Raw genomic sequence first — 20,677 nt, forward strand, 5'->3', positions numbered from 1 at the left:
GCCCGGCCCGTTTCGGCGTTGCCGTCAGGTGCGTCAGTGGACGCCGACGATGGCCCACTCGGTGGCGCCGAGGAAACCGGCCGAGCGGCGACCCTGCGGCTTGGTGTCGATGTGCACGAGCACCGGTTCGGTGACGGACTCCGCGAGCGTCACGACGAGACGGCCTGCGGGGCCGCGCGTGACGGAGACGCCCTCGGTCACTGGGCGGCCCTGGAGGTCGAGCACTTCCACGGCGCCGTCCGGCACCGAGAACGACGTGTTGACGACGCTCGAAACGGCCTGACGGGCTTGCGAACGCGCGATGCGCGTGCCCTTGCGCATCGCCTTGGCGCCGACACGGGTATACCGGTTCTTCTTGGTCAGTGCTGCCAACTGGAGCGGGGCATCGACGGCTTCGAGTTCGACGCTCGTCACGCCTTCGCCAGGCACGACGCTCATCCAGCCGTGACGGGTGCGCGCCTTGATCGTGTGGCCACCCGAGACCTGAGCCGGAAGTCGGGGCTCGTCGGCGCCGCGCTCGGTGACGCGGATGGCGTCGTAACGAAGGCCGAGGGCCGGGCGCACGTCGAGCAGGTCGTCGCGCCCGAGCGAGACGCCGAGCACCTCGATCATGAGCAGTCCCTCGGGGTCGATCTCGTCCGCGTCCAGGTCGAACGAGACGGCGACACGGGTGAGGCCGGGGGAGTCCTCGGCGAGCTGCGTCACGAGGGCGGCACCCACGAGTCGAGCCTTCTGACCTGCGCGGATGCTGACGAGACGCGGCAGCGTGAGGTCGGCCTCACGGTGCTCCTCGGGCACGCGCACGCGCCACCACTTCTCGGTGGCCTCGTCGGCGGACAACTCGAGGTCGACGCGCACCGGGCGGCCGCCGTTGTCGAACTTGAGGCCCAGCATCGTGTCGTTCGAACGCGTGCGCCCGACGATGGCCTGGCCGCGCACGATGCCGTCCATCACCATGGCCTCGGGTACGGCGCCACCGGTGAGGTCCACCGGCAGGGTCAGCGGGGTGACGACGTCGTCGAACGTCGTCGTCATTCCGGGATTGCGCTCTGCCATCAGTGGCTCTCCTCAAGATCGGACACCAGGCCGAGGATGGCCGGAAGCTCTTCGGTCGGGGCGTGCAACTCGGCGCGCGTGAGGAACGGCTCGTGGCGATCCCACATGCGGCGGGTTGCGATGAGGACGTTGTCGCCGTCCGCCTCGATGTGCGACATCGCGAGGTTGACGCCCATGTACAGGCGGGCCGCCTGGCTGGACTCCCAGTGGGGCACGAGCGGGCTGGCGACGTCCGAGAGGGCGCGGTAGTAGACGAGCCACAGCCGGGCTCGCTCGATCTGCTCCTCGGTGATCATGCGGTCACCGCGGTTGAGACCGTCCATCGCCTCGCGAAGGTACTGCCAGTACTCCTCCTGCGTGTCGGCACGACGGCTGATACCGCAGTGGCTCCACTCCGACCAACCGGCCTGGAGGGCCGGGATGCCGTAGGCGGGGTACTCGTTGGAGACCGAGCCGCGCACGGTGACGGCGTAGTCGACGAGGCTCCAGATGACGTTCTTCGACAGGTCCATGCTGGGCGTGAAGACCATGTGGTCGAGGTGGCCGTACTTCTCGGCCAGCTTCTCGAACATCTGCGTGCTGTCGTAGAACGCCTGAGCCGGGTGGTCGACGAAGAGCCAGTTCACGTCGGGGTTCTCGGCTGCGAACTCCACCGTCTCGCGGAACCAGTGCCCGAGGTTGTCGAAGATCTCCTTGTTCGAGCGCACGGCGTCGCTGACGGCGTGGTCGAAGACGGTGATGATCGGCTTGGCCGGGTCCCAACCGAAGCGGCGAGCCGCGAAGGTGCGCACGCTGTCACGCTCTGCGCGGGTACGGAACTCCAGCTGCGAGACCGATCCGCCGCCACGCCACCAGGAGGGGCGACCCAGGTTGACCTTGGAACGCCACGTCGACAGCTCTGCCGAGCGTCGTAGCGCGTCACGGTGCTTCCAGACGCACTCCTCGAAGTACTCGGCGATGAGGCGGGTCATCTGCATGCGGTAGGTGCCCTCGCCCTCGATCTGGTCGGGGAAGAGGGCGTAGGCCTTGAGGGAGCCGGTGCTCTGGACGTGGATGACGGGAACGTCGAGGCGCATACCGGCCTCGACCGCGAGCCCCCACTGCGCGTAGTCGATGTGGCTCGTGACGAAGGCAGCCGTCGGGATCTGGGAGAACAGGGCGTCGTAGATGCGCGCGTAGTGCTTGGAGCGCTCGACGAGTCGCTTGTACGTCGGTTCGCTCGCGACTTGCTCGTCGACCTCGGGCACACGCATGATGCGAACCGCCGTGGCGGCGACGATGTCGTCGTACTCCTGCTGCGGGATGTCGGTGGTCTCCGGCAGGGTGATCGTGTGCCCGGCCACCTCGAAGGTGTTCACACCCTGCAGGGTGTCGGCGATCATCTGCCCGACGTCGATGACGTCGACCGCGCCCCAGGCCGTCGCCATCTTCGACAGCTGGTCGGTGTCGTAGTACTGCCAGATCGTGTCGCGCCAGTCCGGGTCCGGCCCGACGAGAGCGACGATGCGCGCAGGGTGCATGCGACGGATCCCGTTGGCCAGCGTGAGGTTACGAAGCGCCACACGGACGTCCTGCATGAGCAGGTCGACGAAGATGACTTCCTCGCCCGAGGGCAGCACGCACCGTGGCCAGAACCGCCCGGCCGTGACGCACATGGCGTCGAAGTGCGAACCGTACGATTGGTGGACCTTCTCCACCGGCTTGGCGCGAGCCATGGGCAGTTTCCTTCGTCGATCAGTGGGCGTGCTTCGGGCGTGGCCGGGTCGTGCTTCGGAGCCGAGGGTCCCGACCGGGCCCACAGCACACGTAGGTTAACAACTCAGGTTGCGTCGTTCAGCATGCGTCGAACTGCCTTCTCCGCCTTGTCCTTGAATCCGGGAGGCAGCTGATCCATGACGAGCGCGCGGGCGCTCTTGACGGCCTTGCGCTTCGGAGCACCCAACGCGTCGGTGACCTTGTAGGCCGTCGTGGCAGTCACCGTGTTCATCCGCTTCTCGAGGCCGGCGAACTGTCGATCGCGCCACTCGAGATGCCGCTCCAGCCAGTCGATGCGCTCGCGGTTGACGGCGAGTTCCTCGCGAAGTTCCGCGTTGGCACGGACGGTTTCGCGCCAACTCGCCGAGCGCGGATCCTGAGCGTCCATCTCCTGCGCGCCGGGGGTGGTGAGGCGAGCGAAGCCGTTGTCGGCGGCCGATCCCAACGAGGCCTGAAGGCGTTCCTCGAGCGCGACCGACGATTCTCGGGTGCTCGTCCAGTCGACGCCCACCATGGCGCACAGCGAGTCGGTGATCTGGTCCGCGCCTGCGTCGGCCACCCAGGGGTGAGCGAACGAACGACGGAGCAGACGCTGCGCGAAGCGCCAGAGGTTGCGGGCGAGGGCTGCCTCGCTCGTGGTCTCGACGCTCACCGTCCAACTCGGGTCGAACAGGCCGAACGTGACCGAGTCACCGTCCGTGCGACAGACCGTGTTGTCGACGGTTGCGACGATCGCCTCCGGGGCGGGCAGGCTCATGAGCCAGGCGCCGTATGCGGCGACGACGTGGCGCACACCGGTGAGATCCCGGACACGGCAGGCGTCCGTCAACATCGTCTCGACCAGGGCGCCGCGCTCACCGGCGTAGGCGCGCGAGAGGTCGCGTTCGACGACGCCCGAGGCGACGAGACCGCCCAGCGCGTGCCGGTCGTCGTCGACGACCACCCGGGCGCGCCAACCCGCTGCGGCTTCGGGCTCCACGGCAACGGCACGAGGAACCTGCAGGTCATCGGCGTCGCCGTGGGTCCACATGACGATCCACACCGGTGCCAGTTCGGCCGCCAGACGCGCATCGAACATGCGCTCGGTGAGCATCGTCGGGTCGCTCAGTGTGCGCGGTCCGGGGCCCGGGTCGACCGCCACGGCGGAGGTGAACGTCTTCGCGAACTGGACGAGTTCCTCGTCTGCGAGTGAGTCGTCGCGCACGAGGACGACGGGGTGGGTGGCACTGGGCACGGCGGCGAAGCAGCGCGCCAGGTTCAGGTCCGCGTGGTCGAGTGCTCCCGCGAGTTCGTGGCGGAACAGTCCGCCGGCGGCTTCGCCGGCCAGATGGTCGAAGTTGTCCCGCGCGAGGACGGACGGAGCAGTCTGCAGGTCGTTGATGCCGAGGGAATTGGAGACCTCCGCGACGAGCACCCCGGATTCCGCGGTGAAGCCGGCCATGAGCGCCAAGCTCTCCCGGCAGCTCAACGGACGCGAGTCAGGCGTGACGAGCACGCGCAGAGGATCGAGTGCGACGACGACCGCATGGTCGCTCGTGTCGAACCTGTCGAGGCTTCCGCAGTGAACCGAGAGGCCCTCGTGCAGGTCGCGCGAGTGCTGGAGGGAGCGAGCATCGACCGTGCCGCGCACGAGGACCGAGACCTCGCGCTCCGGGGACAGGTCCTCGAGGAGGAGACTCGCGGTCGGGCCGATGAGCAGCACCGGCCCCTCGGCGGCCTCCACCGCGCGGCGGGCGAGTTCCAGCCCCGCATGGTCCGCGCGGGCAGCCGCCCGATCGCTGTGGTCGAGCATCTCGCCGCCGGTCAGCGTGAAGCCGCTGACGGGCTCGACCTGACGCACGGTCTGCGGGTCCGTCATGCTCAGACCAGCTCCCACGACATGGGCGTGCCCTTCGCCGCGTCACGGGTGAAGGTGCGGCCCTCGAGGGTGGAGAACGTGTCGGGCGCCAGGCCGTTGGCGGGACGGATGGAGCGGACGTTCTCGGCCGTGACGACATCGCCGGCCCTGACGTCCTCGACGACGTAGAGGCTGCGGCGGAAGCGCAACCCCTCCTTCTCCTGGGCGCGTGCGCCGATGCGCGGTTCGCCGAGGCACTGCCAAGCGACCTTGGACTGGGACACGAGCTGGTTCAGCTCCTCCGGCTCGGAGGAGAACGCGGAGTCGACGCCGCCGCCCTCACGCGAGAGCGTCACGTGCTTCTCGACGAGGACCGCGCCCAGGGCGACGGAGGCGACGGCGGCGCCGATGCCCATCGTGTGGTCGGAGTAACCGATGAGGGTGCCGAGCGCGTCCCGCATGACGGGAATGCCACGCAGGTTGGACTCGCTAGGGTCGGCCGGGTAGTTCGCGGTGCACGCCAGCACGACGATCTTGTCGTTGCCGACGCTGCGGGCCGCCTCGACCGCGGCGTTGATCTCGCCGAGCGAGGCCATACCCGTGGAGATGATGATCGGCTTGCCCTTGCTCGCCGCGTGCCGGATGAGGGGGAGGTCGACGATCTCACTGCTCGCGATCTTGTACGCGGGCACGTCGAACTGCTCGAGGAAGTCGACCGCGGTCGGGTCGAAGGGGGAGGAGAAGGCATGGATGCCGAGCTCCTTGGCGAGCGCGAAGATCGGCTCGTGCCACTCCCACGGCGTGTGCGCCTCCTCGTACAGGTCGTACAGGTAGCGGTCGGCCCACAGTTCGTGACCGGAGGAGATCTTGAAGTCGTCGGTCTTGACGTCGATCGTGATCGTGTCGGCCGTGTACGTCTGCAGCTTGATGGCGTGGGCGCCCTGCTCAGCGGCCATGCGCACGATGTCGAGGGCCTTCTCGAGGCTGCCGTCGTGGTTGCCCGACATCTCGGCGATGATGTACGGCTCGGCGTTCGGGCCGACCTCGACGTCACCGATGCGGATGTTCTCGTGCGGGTTCTGACTCATGCTTGGGGCTCCTCGCTCGTCTGCGATTGGCTGGGTGACGCTCTGCGTCAGGACGTGCGCTCGCGGCGCACGTGGATGACCTGCGTCGGCTTGCCGCCGATCTCGCGCGTCTCGGTCTCCATCTCGACGAAACCGTTGCGCTTGTTGAAGCGACGAACGCCCTCGTTCACCTCGAGCACCTCGGCGTCCAAGGTGTCGATATCGAGCTGCGCGTCAGCGTACTTGACCGCCTCACGCTGGATCTGGATCCACGCAGGCAGCAGCTCGCCTCGTTCCGTGAGGCCGTCGTTGTCGAGGTAGTAACCCCACCAGGAGGTCTTCGCCTCGGCGTCGTAGTCGAAGAACGTGACGACACCGGCGGGCACTCCGCCGCGCTCGTACATGAGCACGCGTCGGCTCGGGTTGTCCTTCGTGTTCGCCCACCACGCCGCGTGCTCGTCAGGCGAGATGACGTGCTGGGTGAGAGAGACGGCGCGTACCTCGTCGTGATTGCGCCAGGTGCGCACGTTTTCCTGGTCGGCGTCCGTGGCGGGGCGAAGCATGCGAACTCCCGTTCTCAACTCGGTGACTCGGACCGTCAGGGCCCGACTCACCACGATACCGGCCGCAGGTGTGCCCACGCGACGCTGACGCGTTCCCGCGCGTCACGGCGACGAAGAGCGTGTGGGCGCACCGCAGCGCACCCTTCGTGCGTCGCGCGATCTCACAGGTGAGGCGAAGCCCTAGACTGTCGTCAGCACACGTGTCTGCGTCGACGGCGGTCGCCCCACCGAAGGCGCGGGTCATTTCGCACGATGAAGGAGAGTCCATGAGCACGCTCAGCCGCGAGCAGGTCCGCACGATGATGGGTGAGGTTCTCACCGCGCAGGGCAAGGAGCTGCCGTCCGACGACTCGGCTCGTCTCGACGCCATCGGCTTCCGCTCGCTCGACTTCTCCGAACTCGCCCTTCAGGTCGAGGACGAGCTCGACACCGAGCTCAACTTCGACGCGCCCGGCCTGCGTTCCATCGAGACCGTCGGCGACGTGCTCGACTTCATCGACGAACTGCAGAAGGCCTCCTGATCTTGGCGTCACAGGCCAACGGCGCTCCAGCGGGCGCGAACAACCGTGTCGTCGTCGGAGACTTCGACGGCACGTGGGCCGAGCTCGCCGAGTCGAGCTTCGGTGCGAGCAACGACACGCTCTCGCCACCTCTCGCCGCAGCGTTCCTCGTGAGCGGCCACCGCGGCGCAGCGCAGGCCGCGTGGCTCGCCGCCACGGAGGCGAACCGCGAGACCCTCATCGCCACCGCGGCACGCATCGACGACGAGCAGGCCGAGGGCTTCCGCGAGTTCGGTCTGTCCCTCGTGCGCGACGGCGCGGGCGGCGTGGACGTCGCTCCCGCCACCAACGAGCGCGACGCCGAGGGTGGTCGCGTCTGGCTGCTGACGTCCGGGTCGACCGGGCGCCCCAAGCAGGTGGCGCACACCCTTGCCTCCCTCACGACCGTCGCCGGCGACCAGCCCGCGCGCACCTGGCTGTGCCCCTACACGCCGGGCGCCTACGCGTGGTGGCAGGTCGTCACCCTCTCGATCGCGCTGCCGGGTCAGGACATCGTCTTCGTCGACCCCGCGCAGCTCGCCGAATGGCCCGAGCAGGCGCTCGCCGCCGGCGTCACTGCCGCCTCGGGTACGCCGACGTTCTGGCGTCAGGCCCTGTGGCGCAGCGGCGACGTGCTCGCGCAGCTGAAACTCGAGCAGGTCACCCTCGGCGGCGAACCCGTCGACCAGGCCATCCTCGACCGCCTGCGTGAGGTGTTCCCGAACGCCCGCATCTCGTGGATCTACGCGAGCTCCGAAGTGGGCGCCGCCATCGCCGTCCACGACGGCCTGGCCGGCTTCCCCGAAGCCTGGCTCGAACGTGACGTGCCCGGTCGTCCGCGCCTGTCCGTGGAGGACGGTGAGTTGCTCATCGCCTCGCCCAAGGCCGCCGAGGGCATGGACGCCGTCATCCGCACCGGCGACAACGTCGATATCTCGGGCGGCCGCGTCGTCATCACCGGCCGGGCCGCGAGCGACGAGATCAACGTCGGCGGGTCCAAGGCCTCCGCCGGCAAGGTGCGCGCCGCGCTCCTGGCCCACCCCGACGTCGCCTGGGCCGCCGTCCGCGGCCGCAAGGCGCCCCTCGTCGGCAACGTCGTCGCAGCCGACGTCGTCCTGCGTGACGGCCTCGACAAGGCCTCCGACGACGCGCCCACCCAAGCCGATCTGCAGGCATGGTGCGGCGAACGACTCCCCGAATACGCGGTACCCCGCCGCATCCGATACCTCAGTGAAATCCCGATCAAGGAGAGCTTGAAGAGCGATGTCTGAAACCACCAAGACGCCGATCCCGGCCGCCACGTGCGTCCTCATCTCCGGCGGCTCGCGCGGCCTCGGCCTTGCCTTCGTCGAAGACGTGCTCGCCCAGGGCGCCAAGGTGGCCGCGTTCGCGCGCACCGTCACGCCTGAGCTGCAGAAGCTCATGGACGAGCAGCCCGAGCGCGTCTACGTCGGCTCCGTCGACATCACCGACCCCAAGGCCGTCACCACGTTCATCAAGGACGCCTCCAAGGTGCTCGGCCCCATCGACGCGCTCGTCAACAACGCCGCCATCGGGCAGGACTCGCTCCACCTCCACACGACGCCCGAGCGCATCGAAGACATCATCTCGACGAACCTCACCTCCACGCTGCTCGTGACGCGCGCCTTCATGCGCCACGCCATGGCCAAGGTCGGCAAGGGGCGCATCGTCAACGTCACCAGCGTCTGTGCCCAGCGCGGCTACGCCGGCCTCGTCGCCTACTCCGCCACCAAGGGCGGCCTCGACGCCGCCACCCGCTCCCTCGCCCGCGAAATGCACGGACGCTTCCTCGTCAACTCGATCGCGCCCGGCTTCTTCGCCTCCGAAATGAGCTCCGTGCTCGGCACCGAACAGCTCTCCACCATCACCCGACGCACGCCCACCGGCCAGCTCGTCGAACCGGAGAACATCACGCCCACCCTGCGCATGCTGCTCTTCGAAGACACCAACATCAACGGCATGGTGCTGACGATCGACGGTGGCGGGAGCATCTGAGTTCTCCCTTGCTGCGTCTTCCGGCGAAGGGCTCCGAGTCGCGAGCTCGCTCGCGACTCGGAGCCCTTCGCTCGGTGCGACACAGCTGCGGGCGCTCGACCTTCACGCGGCATGTCCCACGGCTTCGCAAGCTCAGCCGGGGACATGCCGCGTTTCGGTCTCGCGGCGTCCACTTCCCGCGTTGTTGCGTTGGGACAAGAGGGCGCGGCTCGTTCGCGTGGCGGGGGAGCCGCCGCGGGCACGGTTGGTCTGCGTCGTGGGTACCGGCCTGTCTCGACGATCGAGGGTACTCATCTGAGACGCTGTGTTGAGGCTCGCTGTTGGGAAGGAACGGCACGGTGAACGCTGCTGAACTGCTGGCTGCTGCCTTGCGGGACGGGCGGCTCGAACGGTCGTCCGGGGTCTCGCCTCACGAGCACCCCCTCGCGGCGCGCAGCTACCTGTCCGACGGCACCGGGCTCGCGTGGCACGTTCCCTCCGCGCTGCGCAGCCACGGCACCTTCGTCCTCGACGCCGAAATCCCACGGCCCGTGCGTTCAACTCTCGTGCGGCGCTACGGCGTCGACGACCCCGACACCTTCGCCGAACGCTGGACCCGCGCAGAGGCTCTCGCCAAACTCGCCGACCTGCCCATCATCACCTGGCTCAGCCGCCACGGACTCACCGTGCCCGAACACGTCGGCGCACTGCGCGATGTCGGCGAGACCGATTGGAGCACTGAGCGGTTCGGCGACGTCATCGTGACCTTTGCCGTCACCGCACACGCTCAGCGGGCTGACACGAGCGAGGAGCGTTCTCCGGCTGTCGGTGGCACCGTCTAGCCTGGGACGCATTCAAAAAAATCGAGCAGTGCAGTCGAAGGCGCGGCAACGGACGACGAAGGAGAAGGCATGGCGCAGGAGCCGCAGACGGGTGCCACCCCGCCTCGCGTCGGCGTCGTCCTCATGACGATGGGTAACCGCCCCGACGATCTCGAACGGGCCATCTCGTCCCTGAACCAGCAGCGCGGAGTCGAACTCGACATCGTGCTGCTCGGCAACGGCTGGAACCCGGCCGAGAATCCGTGGCCGTTCCCGGCGAACGTGCGCACCATCCACTCGCCGGAGAACCTCGGCATCCCCGAAGGCCGAAACGTCGGTGCGCGGGAAGCCCGCGGCGACTACCTGTTCTTCTACGACGACGACGCCACCCTCCCCACTGACCACGTCCTCGCCGACATGGTGGCCGAGATGGAGAAGCGGGCCGACAACGCCGTCATCGGCCCGCTCGGGCAGGACCCCACGGGAAAGCCGACGCCACGCCGCTGGATTCCGCGCCTCAACGTCAAGAACAACGGAAAGCCCGGCCCGGCCACCTGGTTCCTCGAAGGTATCCACCTCTCGCGCCGCACCGCATTCGATCAGGTCGGCGGCTGGCCCGGGCACTTCTTCTACGGTCACGAAGGTATCGACCTCGCCTGGCGACTCATCGATGCGGGCTGGGTCATCCAGTACGTACCCAGCATCACTGTGAACCACCCGGCCACGTCTCCGGCACGGCACGCCGTCTATTACCGGATGAACGCGCGAAACCGCGTTTGGGTGGCCAAGCGCAACCTACCGGCGCCCCTCGTGCCGCTGTACATCGGTAACTGGGCGGCCATCACCCTGCTTCGCGTCAAGGACAAGGCCGCACTCAAGGTCTGGTTCGCCGGCCTTGCCGAGGGCCTGCGCACCGACGCGGGGGAGCGGCACGTCATGTCGTGGCGCACGGTCGCGAAGCTCACCCGCCTCGGCCGGCCCCCGGTGATCTGACATGAGCGAAACCCACAACGACCACGTCCACGCCGTCGTCACCGGGGCCAAGAGTCGCTCGCACGTGCTCTACATCGCCTCCTACCTTCACCGCGTCCTGCAGGATCTTTCGGACGCCGGCCGCCTGCGCGTCTCGTTCGTCCCGGCAGCCGCGTTCCTCACCGCGCCCGCGGTCGGTGTCGAGGACGCGCGAGCCCTGCTGCCGGACGACCCACGCCTCTCGCTCGAGGAAGGCATGGCGGGATGGCGTTTCGCCGAGGGCGCGCGGGCCCTCTACGTCAGCGTGGGAACGCCCGGCCTGAAGGCTCTCGTCGCGCTTCGTCGCGCGAACGGCGTGCGCCCCATCCACGTCGTCGTCACCGACGAAGGCATCGGCACCTACGGTTCGTGGACGACTCGCCGTGACGCCATCCGCCGGCAGGGCGCCGCGCCTGTCACGGCCACGCTCAAGGCAGGTCTCATCGCCGCGACGGGCAAGGCGTTGACGTCCGAGCGGTGGCCCGCGTATCGGCGCACCTCCCACGGCTGGGAGGTGACCGAGGCCGTGCGTGCGGAGTTCCGCGCCCACACCGAAGGTGCCTCCCGATCGGTGCGTCGCAGCGCCGTCATCCTCACTCAGCCCTTCGTCGACCTGGGGCTCATCGACGAGAAGCGGTACGTCGACTACGTCCGCGGCCTGGTCGCGAGTTGCGCGGACGCGGGACTCGAACCACTGGTGCGCGCGCACCCTGCTGAGGACGTGCGCCGCTACGACGAGTTCGAGGTCATGCGCTCGCGCGGCACCGCCGAGCTCGATCCGCTCGTCGTCGGCGCCGACGCCGTCCTCGGAGGCCCCAGCACGGCCCTCATCAACCTCAGTGCGATGTTCGGCGCCAACGTCGTCTGGGTGAGCGAACCCTCTCTCACCTTCCTCGACACCGATGTCTCCGAGGCTCAACGGCAGATCTTCGCGGCGTTCCTCGGCCGACCCGTCCGTCCGGTCGACGTGGTAGCGCGACTCGCGTGAGTACCCGGCCCGACCTCGTCGAACAGTGGGAGCCCGGACGCAGCGTTCCGGTGGCTTCGATCCTCGGCGCTCTTCGCCGGGGATCGGGCGATCCGACGATGGTCGTGCGTCCCAACGCCGTGTGGTGGGGCGTGCACACGCCCGCAGGACCGGCGGCCACCTGGTGGCAGGTCGAGCCCGCGGAGGGGGGCGAGCGCGTCATCCTGCGGGCATACGGAGCGGGCGCGGCGTGGTTCGCGGGCCGTTTGCCCACCATCCTCGGTGAGGCGGACAGCCTCGACGGCTTCGCTGCCCATCACGAGCCCGTGAAGGTCGCCCTTCGCGTGCGTCAGCTCGCCGATTGGCGCATCCCGCGCACGGGCCTCGTCATCACCTCGCTCGTCCCGAGCATCCTCGAGCAGAAGGTCACCGGTCGTCAGGCCTTCGCAGGCTTCCGCCACCTCGTGCGCACGTACGGCACCCCTGTCACGTTAGACCCGGAGGCGCTGCGGGCGGCGGGCCCTCAGGCACCGGCCGTCGCTCGCCTCATGGCCGCACCCTCTGCTGCACAGTGGCGACGTATTCCGTCCTGGGAATGGCTGCAAGCCGGTGTCGAGCCGCCGCAGTCACGCACCGTCATGCGTGCCCTCGAGCACGCGGACCGTCTCGAGCAGACGAGCGAGCTGCCGATTGCGGAGGCCCACGCGAGGCTGCGCCTCGTGCCCGGAATCGGTGTCTGGACGGCGGCAAAAGTGGCACAGAGCGCGTGGGGCGACCCCGACGCCCCCACCTTCGCCGACTACCACGTGGCCAAGGAGATCGGGCACGCGCTGCTCGGGCGTGACATCGACGACGTGGGTATGGCCGGCCTTCTCGAGCCCTACCGCGGACACCGCTATCGAGCCGAGCGCCTCATCCTCGCGGCCGCTCCGCGGCGCGAACGTCATGGTGCCCGTATGACGTTGCCCTCACACCTGCCCCAGCGCGCGTGGCGCTGAGGCGCAGCGAGAGACCTGCACGGGTGTCCCCGGCGTCGGGTGGGAGCAGGTCGCCGATCGATCAGGCTCCGAGAACCGTGGTGCGTACCTCGCGCGCAGCTTCGACGTCGCCGACCAGCGCTCGCGCGAGCGGCGCACGCGTCACATTGAGACGCCCGGGGTAGCTGCCCTGAGCCTCGTCCTCGTCGATGAGAAGCACGTCGGCGAAGTCCGCGTAGAGCTTGGCCACCTGCGCCGACGTCATCTCGAGGCCCGCCTGCGACCAGGCGCTGCGCTCGGCGTCACCGTCGCGGCTCGTCGGCAGGCCGACCGGACTCATGACGACGACGCGGGCCGCTGTGCCGCGCAGGGCGTCGCGCACGCCGGGCACCCCGAGCAGCCCCGGCCCGTCGAGCACGGGTGACATCGGGGTGAGCACGACGACGTCGCTGCTGCGCAGCGCGTCGAGCACGCCGGGGGAGGGCGTCGACTGTTCGAGCCCGGCGACTCCGAAGCCCTGCGGTTCGCCCCGGTCGGCATCCCCGAGCCACCGGGCGACGGGGCGGCTGCTGCGCTCTCCGGCCTCGTTCTCCTCGATGACGTGAAGTTCGACGGGCTCGTTCGTCGCGGGAATGACGCGAGCCTCCGCTGCGGGGCTCTGGAGCTGGGCACACGTGGCCGCGGTCTCACCTCGAGCGCGCCAGTAGTTGCGGGCGACGGCGAAGGCGACACTCTCGTCGTCGAGAATCGGCCACTCGCCGGGTGCCAGGCCCAGTTCTGCGAGCGTCGAGGAGACGGTCGACGTGGAGGGGCGCGCGGGTGAGGGCGTGAAAGCGCGCAGTGCGGCGTCCGTGTCCGGGGTGAAGCGCAGACCCGCAACACTGAGGTCCCCCGAGGTATTTGTGATGCAGATCACATCACCCATCGGCGTGTCGATGGTCGACCCCGGCGCGAACAGCCCATGTAGTGCTGCAGCTGACTGGGGACCACTAGATAGGAGCGTGAGTTGCATATTGTCAGTGTGACAGGCGAGGTGGTGGAGGCGCCATTCACCCCCGGGGAGGGGGTTGCGAGCATTCCCGTTCGGCTTGACTCACTCGAATGACATCGATGTAATTGCCATGTCGCGCTTCGCCGTCCCCCTTGTTGTCGTCCCGCTCCGGTGGGGTTGTCACCGCCGGGTGGTATTGGGCCGAAGTTCGCCGAAGTACACCGACGCCTGACCATGGCACCGACGACGAAAGGACGGACATGCAGGAATTCATGCAGTTGATCAGCCTGCACGACGCCCTGGACGACACGGAGGAAATGTCGTGGCAGGAGCGCGCACTGTGCGCGCAGACCGACCCCGAAGCGTTCTTCCCCGAGAAGGGCGGCTCCACCCGCGAGGCCAAGCGTGTCTGCGTCGGGTGTGAGGTTCGCTCCGAGTGCCTCGAGTACGCGCTGGAGAACGACGAGCGCTTCGGCATCTGGGGTGGCCTTTCCGAGCGTGAGCGCCGCAAGCTGAAGAAGCGCGCGGTCTGATCAGGTGACGGCGAGCGCTCGACTCGGCGTCCACGAGCCCCGCGAGGGAACACCCGAGCATCCTTTCGTCACCGCCGTCCTCGTGGCGCGGGACGGACACCTACCGTGGCTTCGCGCCACGGTCGATGCATTTCTCGACCAGTCGCGACAGGCGGACCGCCTCGTCGTCGTCGACGGCACTCCCGATCAGGACATGCGCGAGGTTCTCGCGCGTGAGTTCCCGGAACTGCGTGAGGTCGACCTCACTGTCGTCAAGGCGAACCACGAGGAAGCCTTCGCCGGTCTCGTCGACCGGGCCGTGCAGGCCATTCCCGCGCGTGGCAGCGACCACGTCGTCGCGCTGCGCGATCGCCGCCGCGCCCGCCGACGCCCCACCCACCCGAGCGACCGCTACCACTGGTTGTGGCTGCTCCACGAGGACTCCGCTCCGACGCCCGACTCCCTGAAGGCGCTCATGCGCTCGGTGGGTCGAAGCGAGCGCATCGGTATCGCGGGCTGCAAGATCAACGAGCTCGACCGTCCATCCCGTCTGATCAACATCGGTATCGACGTCACGCGCAGCGGGCGTCACGTCGCCCGCACCGTCGAGGGCGAACTCGACCAGGGCCAGCACGACGGGCGCCGTGACGTGCTCGCCGTGTCGAGTGCAGGCATGCTCGTGCGCCAGGACGTCTACCTCGACCTGGGCGGCTTCGATCCCGCGTTCGACGGCGACGGTGACGGTCTCGATCTGTGCTGGCGAGCCCACCTCGCCGACCACGCGGTCGTCGTCGTGCCCGAGGCCACCGCACACCAGGACATCGACTCCGCGCACCTGCTGCGCGTCATGGAGGGCCGCGGGACGCGTATGACGCGTCGCCAGCGCCACAGCATGACGCGCCGCTCGGGTGACCCCGATCGTCCGGCCGCGCACTCGGGCAGCACACTGCGCCGCCACCGTCAGGTCGCCCTCGCGCGGACCTCCACGCTCCGTTTCCCCTTCGCGCTCGCGTGGGCAACGATCTCGTCTGCGCTGCTGGGTGTCGTGCTGCTCCTGCTCAAGCGCCCGCGCTCGGCCGCGTCGGAGTTCGGTCAGGCCAGTGCAGGTCTCGGACTCGGCCGCATCATGGGCGCGCGACGCCGCTTCCGTGGACGTGCCGGCGTGAGCAACGCCCAACTCTCGTCCCTCTTCGTCCCGGCCGAAGCGGGGCGTGCCGCGGCCTGGGACGCCGTGGTCGCCGCGCTGACACCTGGTGGCTCGAAGCCGGTGCACCAGCCGATCTCCACCGAGACGGGCCCGCAGTCCGAAGAGGCCGAGGAAATGCGGACCCGCGGCGGCGTGCTCAAGCGCATCGTGCGCCACCCCGGTCTCTGGGCCGTACTCGTGCTGTTCGGCATGAGCCTGTTCATCTTCCGTGACGCCTTGAGTGACGGCGCTCTTCGCGGCGGTCACGGCCTCGCGGGTGGCGAACTCCTGCCGTACTTCACCTCGCCCGGCGGTGTCTGGCACGCCTGGCGCGACGCCTGGCAGGGCCCCGGTTTCGGGCACGCCGCCTCGTCGGTGCCCTATCTGCCGTTCATCGCCATCGGTTCCTGGTTCGTCTCGCTCCTGCCGGGTGTGGCCGATACCACCGCGACCGCGACAGCCATCACATGGCTCTTCCTGGCCGCTCCGGCACTCGCAGGGTGGTCGGCCTACCTCGCGGGGCGCGCGGCGACGAAGCTCGCGTGGCCACGAGCTCTGGCAGCCCTCGCGTGGGGCTCTCTCGCCCCGCTCACGACGGCGCTGCTCGGCGGGCGCCTCGGCCCCGTCATCGCGCACATCGTGCTCCCGCTGGCCCTGGCGGGCATTCTGCGGCTCGGCCGCTCCGGCGCCACCGTCGCCGGCACGGCAGCCACTGCGCTCGCCGTCACGGTGCTCGGGGCCTACACACCGATCCTCCTTCCCGTCCTGGCGGTTGCCCTGCTCGTCGTCGCGGTGCTGGGGTCGAGCGCCGCGAAGATCCGCGCGCTCGCCGTGGTCGTGCTCGTACCGCTGTTGCTCGGGCACTGGAGCGTCGAGGCCTTCTCCGACCCGAGCAAGCTCGTCGGCGGCCCCGGGGTCCTGACGGACGGTGACGGCGGCGCGCCGCTGTCCGCGCTCCTGTTCCACCCGGGCGGCCCGGGCTCGACGCCGTTGCTCCTGGCGGTGCCTGTCCTCTTCTTCGGCCTGTGGGGCGCGCTGCGCGGCCGGGGTCACGAACTCGCGCGCTGGGCACTCGTGGTCCTCGCGCTCGTCGCTCTCGCTGCCGCGCTGCTCGCGCCGCGTCACTCCCTTGGCGCACCCACCGGACTGCACGTGTGGACGGGTGTCCCGGAGCAGGTCGCGGCGCTGTCGATGCTCGCGCTCGCGCTCATCGGCGCAGATCGTGTCCACGGTTCTTCCGAACCCGGAACCCGTTCGGCCACCTCGCGCCTCGGGCGCCTCAGCGTCGTCACGATCGCGCTCGTCATGGGTGGGGTCATCGGTCTGACGGCGTGGAACGCCTCGGCCGGCAAGAACGGCGTCCAAGCCGTGCGCAACCCGGCTCCTGCCATCACGGTGCACGAGGCTGAGTCGGCGCGAGCCGGCATGCTGCTCGACCTCCAGCCACGTTCGGGGGCCGTGACGTTCACCGTTCGCAGCCGCGAGGCCGGCCTGCCCTCGGTCGACCCGACCCAGCCGGCGATGCAGACGCCGACGTCCGTGACCAAGGCCATTGCCGCGCTCGTCGACTCGGGCGCCGGTGAGCGGGCCCAGGCCGGCCAGACCCTACGGGACGCCGGAATCGCCTTCGTCGCGGCCGACCGTCGCGCGCAGGAGTCCGACACGCTGCTCGCTGCCCTCGACTCCGCTGACGGACTCGTGCCGATGGCGACGGACTCGACGGCGTCCCTGTACCGCATCGACGGTGCCGGGGGCGGGCGTGCCGCACGGGTCGTCGTGCGTGACGGCGACGAGCGTCACATCGTCCCCGTGCGCGGCCCGCACGCGCGGGTCTCGACGACGTTGCCGAGCGGTGACGCGCAGCGCAGGCTCGTCGTGAGCGCCGGCAACGACTTCGCCCGTGAGGCCGAGGTGACCCTCGACGGACGCGCGCTCGAGGCGGTGGCCGGCACCCAGATGCCCACTTACAGCGTCGGCGCGGACGGCGGCAAACTCGTCATCGAACCCGGCACGGCGTGGCCGGCCTGGCGCGTGGCCCAGCTCGTGCTGCTCGGGCTCGTCGTGTTCCTGGCCGTTCCGTTCGGGTCCGCGCGCGGACGCGGGCGTCAGTGAGGCAGGGGAGGACATGAGCGCACAAGGAATCGCGCGCGGGGTCGTGCTCGCCGCCGCAGCAGCGGGCATGGTGTGGACGGCTCACGCGGCTCCGGTTCGCACGAGCACGGGCGAGCGCCTCGCGACGACGACGAGTGCCGTCGAAGCGGCCTCGCTCGTCTGCCCCGGGGGCGCCGGATCGAACGGCTCCACCGAGGTCAACGCGACGTCGTCGCCTGAGTCCCTCACGCCGTTCGCGCGGCAGGGCGGCGGAGCGAGTGCACGCCTCGAGTCGTCTTCCGACCCGAAGGCGATGTCGCTCGAGCGAGGCGGCGCGACCGTCACCGAGATGAAGGGTGGGCCCCTCGTCGTCGAGGCAACCGGCGGCATGGCTCCTGGTTTTGCCGCAGCTCAGATCAGCGGCGGCGACGGGAAGTCGCCACTCGTCGCACGCACCTGTGCAGCTTCCCTCAACGAGGCGTGGATCCCGGTGGGGCAGAAGGGTTCCTCACGCCTGTCGACCCTCGTGCTCGTCAACAGCGGTTCGCACGGTGCCACGGTCGACATCGACGTCAGTTCACGCGACGGCGACGTGGCCGGTGCCGCCATCGCCGACAAGGCTGTCCCCGCGCACTCGCGCGTCGAGGTCAACCTGCCGACCGAGGCCAAGAACCACGACGGTGTCGTCGTGCACGTGCGTAGCGAGAGCGGTGCCGTACAGGCCAGCGTGCGGGACAGCGCGAGCTCGGGTTCGGCCAAGGGTGAGGAACTGACGGCCCAGTACGCCGTGCCCGGTACGACTCAGATCGTCCCTGCGGCGCCCGTGACGGACGGCAAGACCAGCGTTCGTCTGGCGGCCCCGGCCGGGCGCGGCGCCGTCGTCAAGCTGTCGGCTCTGTCGACCCAGGGCGAAGCGTCGAAGGACCGTGTCGTCTCCGTGCCGCGCGGCCGGACCCTCGACGTGTCGCTGGACGGTTTGAAGGGGTCGACCGTCGCGGTGCGAGCCACGTCTGAGGCTGAGATCGTCGCCGCAGCCTCCGCTCCTGCGGCCTCGGGCTCCTCGGCGGACTTCGCGTGGGCCCAAGCCGCGCCGGACATCGGACCGGCGGCCGGCACGTCTCTACGTGGCGCGGGGACCGGGGGAGATCTCGTGCTCGCAGCCAGCGCTCCGCAGGTGCGGGCGACCGTCGTCGTGACGACGAAGGACGGCAAGAGCACAGCCCAGCACGTTGATGTGCGCGACAACGCGGCTCGACGTATCTCCGTTCCGAAGGACGCGAGCGTGTGGGTGACCGCGCCGACGAAGCAGGGCGAATCCCACCTTCATGCGGGAATCGTGCTCCGCACCGGCTCCAAGTCCTCGGATCGCATCACGACGCTCACCCTCACGGCTGCGCCGTGGATGCGCGAGCAAACCGCACTCGTCGCCCGCTGATCCGCTCATCCTGCCCGGCTGATCGCCGGTCGGACCTGTGGGCCGTCGTGCGTCAGCGAGCTGCGAGCCACTGAGCGTAGGTACGTCCACCGCGCTGGGCCTGTTCGCCCGGCAGATTCGTGCCACGGGCGAAGGAGCGCAGAACACCTCCGAGCGTTGGCACACGCACGGACCGAGCGGGTCGGCGGCTCTCGAGGTGAGCTGTCAGTGTGGAGAGTTCACCGAGCGAGAAGGTCTCCGGTCCGGCCAACTCGAGCGGCGTCGCAAGACTCGTGCGAATGAGGGCGACGTCCACGAGCTTGCGCGCCACCCATTCGGGGTCCACCGGGCTGACCCGGACGCGGGATTCGGCTCCCGTGAGCCGTGCCGCGGCGCCGCTCACCACCTCGTGGGCGAGGGTGTGGAACTGGGTGGCTCGCACGATCGACGCGCGCCCCGACCAGGACTCGGCGAGGTTCTCGGTGTCTGCCTTCGTGCGGTAGTAGGCCAGCGGGTTGTTCCAGCACCCCACGATCGAGGGCAGGACGAGGTGGGCGCCGGGTGCCCAGGCGTCGAGAGAACGCAGGAGGTTACGTGTTCCGTCGCGGTCGACTCGGGCATTCGACGGATCCGTGGCGCAGTGGATGACCGCCCCCACGCCCGGAAGTGCCTCGTCGAGGCCCGCCCCTGTCAGGATGTCACCGACCGCGCAGGTCACGTCGGTGATCGGGGTGCGGTGGACGAGCGCTCGCACCGGGATGGACGAGGCGCGTAGTTCCTCCACCACGGCGCGGCCGAGAACGCCCGAAGCACCCGTCACGAGAACCGGTGCGCGTCCGACGCCGAGCACGTCGGGGGGCAGGATCGGGGCAGCGGTGGGGGTCGTCGTCACAGGTCGTCCTCGTCGTCCAGGGAGCGGCCCAGCAGGCCCGCGAGTTGGGTGCGCACGACGTGTTCGATGAGGGCCTCACGCTCGACCCGGTCGCGTGCGCGTGTCTGAATGGGAAGGCGGTAGAGGACCATCCGCGCCCGATGGCGACCGTCGGCGGGGAAGGCGCGCCCGAGCGGCACTGAGTCCTCCCACGAGCTCGGGTCGGACGGCGGAACCTCTTCGACGCCGATCTCGATGTCGGCGACGCTGACCGACCAGCGCGATTCGCACACCTCGACAGCACGCAGGACGGCGTCGTCGAACGCGGCCGAACGCGATCTCATGGACGGAGTCGCGGGCCAGGCCAGAGGCCCCCGGTAGCGGCGCTCGTGCCGGTCGCGACGGGGCGCGCCCGGGGCGGAGGAAGCGTCGAGGCCGGGCTGTCGGCCTGGGCGCGCTGCTTTGTTCCTCACCGCGTCAGCGTATCGAAGGGCACCTGATCGCGGGCGGGGCCCGACCGGGCGTGTCCCGGTCGCGGCAGACGGGGGCAGCCACCCACTGGCGTAACCTTGTGCAACGTGACGTTGACCAGACAGTGCTCGCGATCCGCCTGCTCGAAGCCCGCCGTGGCGACGCTCACCTATGTCTACGCGGATTCGACGGTCGTCCTCGGCCCCCTGGCCACCTACGCCGAGCCGCACACGTACGACCTGTGCGCCGATCACGCTCAGCGTCTCACCGCGCCGCGAGGTTGGGACATCGTGCGCCTGGCCGTCGACATGACACCGCCGGAGCCCACACCGGACGACCTCGTGGCGCTCGCCGAGGCCGTGCGCCGCGCCGCGGCTCGCCCACCGGCCGAGCCCGAACCGGAGCCGGTACGCAAGCCCGCCCGTGCCGCCCGGGCCGAGGACCCTGCCTTCCTCTCGACGGCCTCACGCCGTCGTCACCTGCGCGCGTTGCCCGATGCCACGGACGACGACGCGTCCACGGAAGCGGGCGACGACGGCCGGTAGGATCGTCG

General features: G+C 69.6%; 19 protein-coding genes. 11 read left to right on the forward strand and 8 right to left on the reverse strand.

Annotated features, from left to right (window positions below):
- Nucleotides 1-33: 33 nt before the first annotated feature.
- The 5 genes from AA983_RS08770 to pseH form a co-directional block, all read right to left on the reverse strand.
- Complete coding sequence (locus AA983_RS08770) at nucleotides 34-1,056, reverse strand: hypothetical protein (protein WP_156170313.1); 1,023 nt, start codon at nucleotides 1,054-1,056, stop codon at nucleotides 34-36.
- On the reverse strand, nucleotides 1,056-2,771 hold the full coding sequence (locus AA983_RS08775) for a hypothetical protein (RefSeq protein WP_052947028.1): 1,716 nt from the start codon (nucleotides 2,769-2,771) through the stop codon (nucleotides 1,056-1,058). The genes AA983_RS08770 and AA983_RS08775 overlap by 1 nt, the downstream gene beginning before the upstream one ends.
- A gap of 104 nt (nucleotides 2,772-2,875) precedes the next feature.
- Nucleotides 2,876-4,669: a hypothetical protein gene (locus AA983_RS08780; protein WP_047311884.1), complete on the reverse strand. Its 1,794-nt coding sequence runs from the start codon at nucleotides 4,667-4,669 to the stop codon at nucleotides 2,876-2,878.
- A gap of 2 nt (nucleotides 4,670-4,671) precedes the next feature.
- A complete protein-coding gene (pseI, locus tag AA983_RS08785) occupies nucleotides 4,672-5,736 on the reverse strand; it encodes a pseudaminic acid synthase (protein WP_047311885.1) in 1,065 nt (354 codons plus the stop codon).
- 47 nt (nucleotides 5,737-5,783) lie between these two features.
- Entirely contained in the window at nucleotides 5,784-6,278 is a 495-nt protein-coding gene (gene pseH, locus AA983_RS08790; protein WP_047311886.1) for a UDP-4-amino-4,6-dideoxy-N-acetyl-beta-L-altrosamine N-acetyltransferase, read from the reverse strand.
- A 266-nt stretch (nucleotides 6,279-6,544) separates the two neighbouring features.
- Here pseH and AA983_RS08795 point away from each other — a divergent pair, with 266 nt between their 5' ends.
- From AA983_RS08795 to AA983_RS08825, 7 genes are all read left to right on the forward strand, one after another.
- Nucleotides 6,545-6,799 carry a phosphopantetheine-binding protein gene (locus AA983_RS08795; protein WP_047311887.1) on the forward strand — a complete coding sequence of 85 codons (255 nt, stop codon included), beginning with the start codon at nucleotides 6,545-6,547 and terminating at the stop codon, nucleotides 6,797-6,799.
- A 2-nt stretch (nucleotides 6,800-6,801) separates the two neighbouring features.
- A complete protein-coding gene (locus AA983_RS08800) occupies nucleotides 6,802-8,088 on the forward strand; it encodes an AMP-binding protein (RefSeq protein ID WP_047311888.1) in 1,287 nt (428 codons plus the stop codon).
- A complete protein-coding gene (locus AA983_RS08805) occupies nucleotides 8,081-8,833 on the forward strand; it encodes an SDR family NAD(P)-dependent oxidoreductase (RefSeq protein WP_047311889.1) in 753 nt (250 codons plus the stop codon). The genes AA983_RS08800 and AA983_RS08805 overlap by 8 nt, the downstream gene beginning before the upstream one ends.
- Nucleotides 8,834-9,171: 338 nt before the next feature.
- Nucleotides 9,172-9,654 (forward strand): hypothetical protein, encoded by a 483-nt coding sequence (locus tag AA983_RS08810; RefSeq protein WP_052947029.1) that lies wholly within the window; start codon nucleotides 9,172-9,174, stop codon nucleotides 9,652-9,654.
- A 69-nt stretch (nucleotides 9,655-9,723) separates the two neighbouring features.
- Entirely contained in the window at nucleotides 9,724-10,626 is a 903-nt protein-coding gene (locus AA983_RS08815; protein ID WP_047311890.1) for a glycosyltransferase family 2 protein, read from the forward strand.
- Between the two features lies 1 nt (nucleotide 10,627).
- Complete coding sequence (locus AA983_RS08820) at nucleotides 10,628-11,632, forward strand: hypothetical protein (RefSeq protein ID WP_047311891.1); 1,005 nt, start codon at nucleotides 10,628-10,630, stop codon at nucleotides 11,630-11,632.
- On the forward strand, nucleotides 11,629-12,609 hold the full coding sequence (locus AA983_RS08825; protein ID WP_047311892.1) for a DNA-3-methyladenine glycosylase: 981 nt from the start codon (nucleotides 11,629-11,631) through the stop codon (nucleotides 12,607-12,609). Before AA983_RS08820 ends, AA983_RS08825 begins: the two co-directional genes overlap by 4 nt.
- Nucleotides 12,610-12,670: 61 nt before the next feature.
- Here the strand turns inward: AA983_RS08825 and AA983_RS08830 are convergent, their stop codons facing one another.
- A complete protein-coding gene (locus AA983_RS08830) occupies nucleotides 12,671-13,513 on the reverse strand; it encodes a 2-phospho-L-lactate transferase CofD family protein (protein ID WP_052947030.1) in 843 nt (280 codons plus the stop codon).
- A 338-nt stretch (nucleotides 13,514-13,851) separates the two neighbouring features.
- On the opposite strand from AA983_RS08830, the gene AA983_RS08835 reads away from it, so the two are divergent.
- The 3 genes from AA983_RS08835 to AA983_RS08845 are packed head-to-tail and all read left to right on the forward strand — an operon-like array spanning nucleotide 13,852 to nucleotide 18,803.
- Nucleotides 13,852-14,112, forward strand: a complete 261-nt coding sequence (locus AA983_RS08835) for a WhiB family transcriptional regulator (RefSeq protein ID WP_182434746.1) — start codon at nucleotides 13,852-13,854, stop codon at nucleotides 14,110-14,112.
- A 4-nt stretch (nucleotides 14,113-14,116) separates the two neighbouring features.
- Nucleotides 14,117-17,389: a glycosyltransferase gene (locus AA983_RS08840; RefSeq protein ID WP_047311894.1), complete on the forward strand. Its 3,273-nt coding sequence runs from the start codon at nucleotides 14,117-14,119 to the stop codon at nucleotides 17,387-17,389.
- 13 nt (nucleotides 17,390-17,402) lie between these two features.
- Nucleotides 17,403-18,803 (forward strand): DUF5719 family protein, encoded by a 1,401-nt coding sequence (locus AA983_RS08845; RefSeq protein ID WP_156170315.1) that lies wholly within the window; start codon nucleotides 17,403-17,405, stop codon nucleotides 18,801-18,803.
- A gap of 52 nt (nucleotides 18,804-18,855) precedes the next feature.
- Here AA983_RS08845 and AA983_RS08850 read toward each other — a convergent pair whose 3' ends face one another.
- Together AA983_RS08850 and AA983_RS08855 are read right to left on the reverse strand one after the other, a co-directional pair.
- Complete coding sequence (locus AA983_RS08850; RefSeq protein ID WP_052947031.1) at nucleotides 18,856-19,674, reverse strand: SDR family oxidoreductase; 819 nt, start codon at nucleotides 19,672-19,674, stop codon at nucleotides 18,856-18,858.
- On the reverse strand, nucleotides 19,671-19,997 hold the full coding sequence (locus tag AA983_RS08855; RefSeq protein ID WP_047311896.1) for a metallopeptidase family protein: 327 nt from the start codon (nucleotides 19,995-19,997) through the stop codon (nucleotides 19,671-19,673). Before AA983_RS08855 ends, AA983_RS08850 begins: the two co-directional genes overlap by 4 nt.
- Nucleotides 19,998-20,231: 234 nt before the next feature.
- On the opposite strand from AA983_RS08855, the gene AA983_RS08860 reads away from it, so the two are divergent.
- Nucleotides 20,232-20,669, forward strand: a complete 438-nt coding sequence (locus AA983_RS08860) for a DUF3499 domain-containing protein (protein ID WP_047311897.1) — start codon at nucleotides 20,232-20,234, stop codon at nucleotides 20,667-20,669.
- The last annotated feature ends 8 nt before the right edge of the window (nucleotides 20,670-20,677 follow it).

The organism is Dermacoccus sp. PE3, from assembly GCF_001021715.1.
In the GTDB taxonomy this organism is placed as follows: Bacteria; Actinomycetota; Actinomycetes; order Actinomycetales; family Dermatophilaceae; genus Dermacoccus; species Dermacoccus abyssi.

Bases quoted from the DNA above. Each gene is read 5' to 3' on its own strand.
- AA983_RS08770 (WP_156170313.1), bottom strand. From the start codon at position 1,056: ATGGCAGAGCGCAATCCCGGAATGACGACGACGTTCGACGACGTCGTC.
- AA983_RS08775 (WP_052947028.1), bottom strand. From the start codon at position 2,771: ATGGCTCGCGCCAAGCCGGTGGAGAAGGTCCACCAATCGTACGGTTCG.
- AA983_RS08780 (WP_047311884.1), bottom strand. From the start codon at position 4,669: ATGACGGACCCGCAGACCGTGCGTCAGGTCGAGCCCGTCAGCGGCTTC.
- pseI (WP_047311885.1), bottom strand. From the start codon at position 5,736: ATGAGTCAGAACCCGCACGAGAACATCCGCATCGGTGACGTCGAGGTC.
- pseH (WP_047311886.1), bottom strand. From the start codon at position 6,278: ATGCTTCGCCCCGCCACGGACGCCGACCAGGAAAACGTGCGCACCTGG.
- AA983_RS08795 (WP_047311887.1), top strand. From the start codon at position 6,545: ATGAGCACGCTCAGCCGCGAGCAGGTCCGCACGATGATGGGTGAGGTT.
- AA983_RS08805 (WP_047311889.1), top strand. From the start codon at position 8,081: ATGTCTGAAACCACCAAGACGCCGATCCCGGCCGCCACGTGCGTCCTC.
- AA983_RS08815 (WP_047311890.1), top strand. From the start codon at position 9,724: ATGGCGCAGGAGCCGCAGACGGGTGCCACCCCGCCTCGCGTCGGCGTC.
- AA983_RS08820 (WP_047311891.1), top strand. From the start codon at position 10,628: ATGAGCGAAACCCACAACGACCACGTCCACGCCGTCGTCACCGGGGCC.
- AA983_RS08830 (WP_052947030.1), bottom strand. From the start codon at position 13,513: ATGGGTGATGTGATCTGCATCACAAATACCTCGGGGGACCTCAGTGTT.
- AA983_RS08835 (WP_182434746.1), top strand. From the start codon at position 13,852: ATGCAGTTGATCAGCCTGCACGACGCCCTGGACGACACGGAGGAAATG.
- AA983_RS08845 (WP_156170315.1), top strand. From the start codon at position 17,403: ATGAGCGCACAAGGAATCGCGCGCGGGGTCGTGCTCGCCGCCGCAGCA.
- AA983_RS08855 (WP_047311896.1), bottom strand. From the start codon at position 19,997: ATGAGATCGCGTTCGGCCGCGTTCGACGACGCCGTCCTGCGTGCTGTC.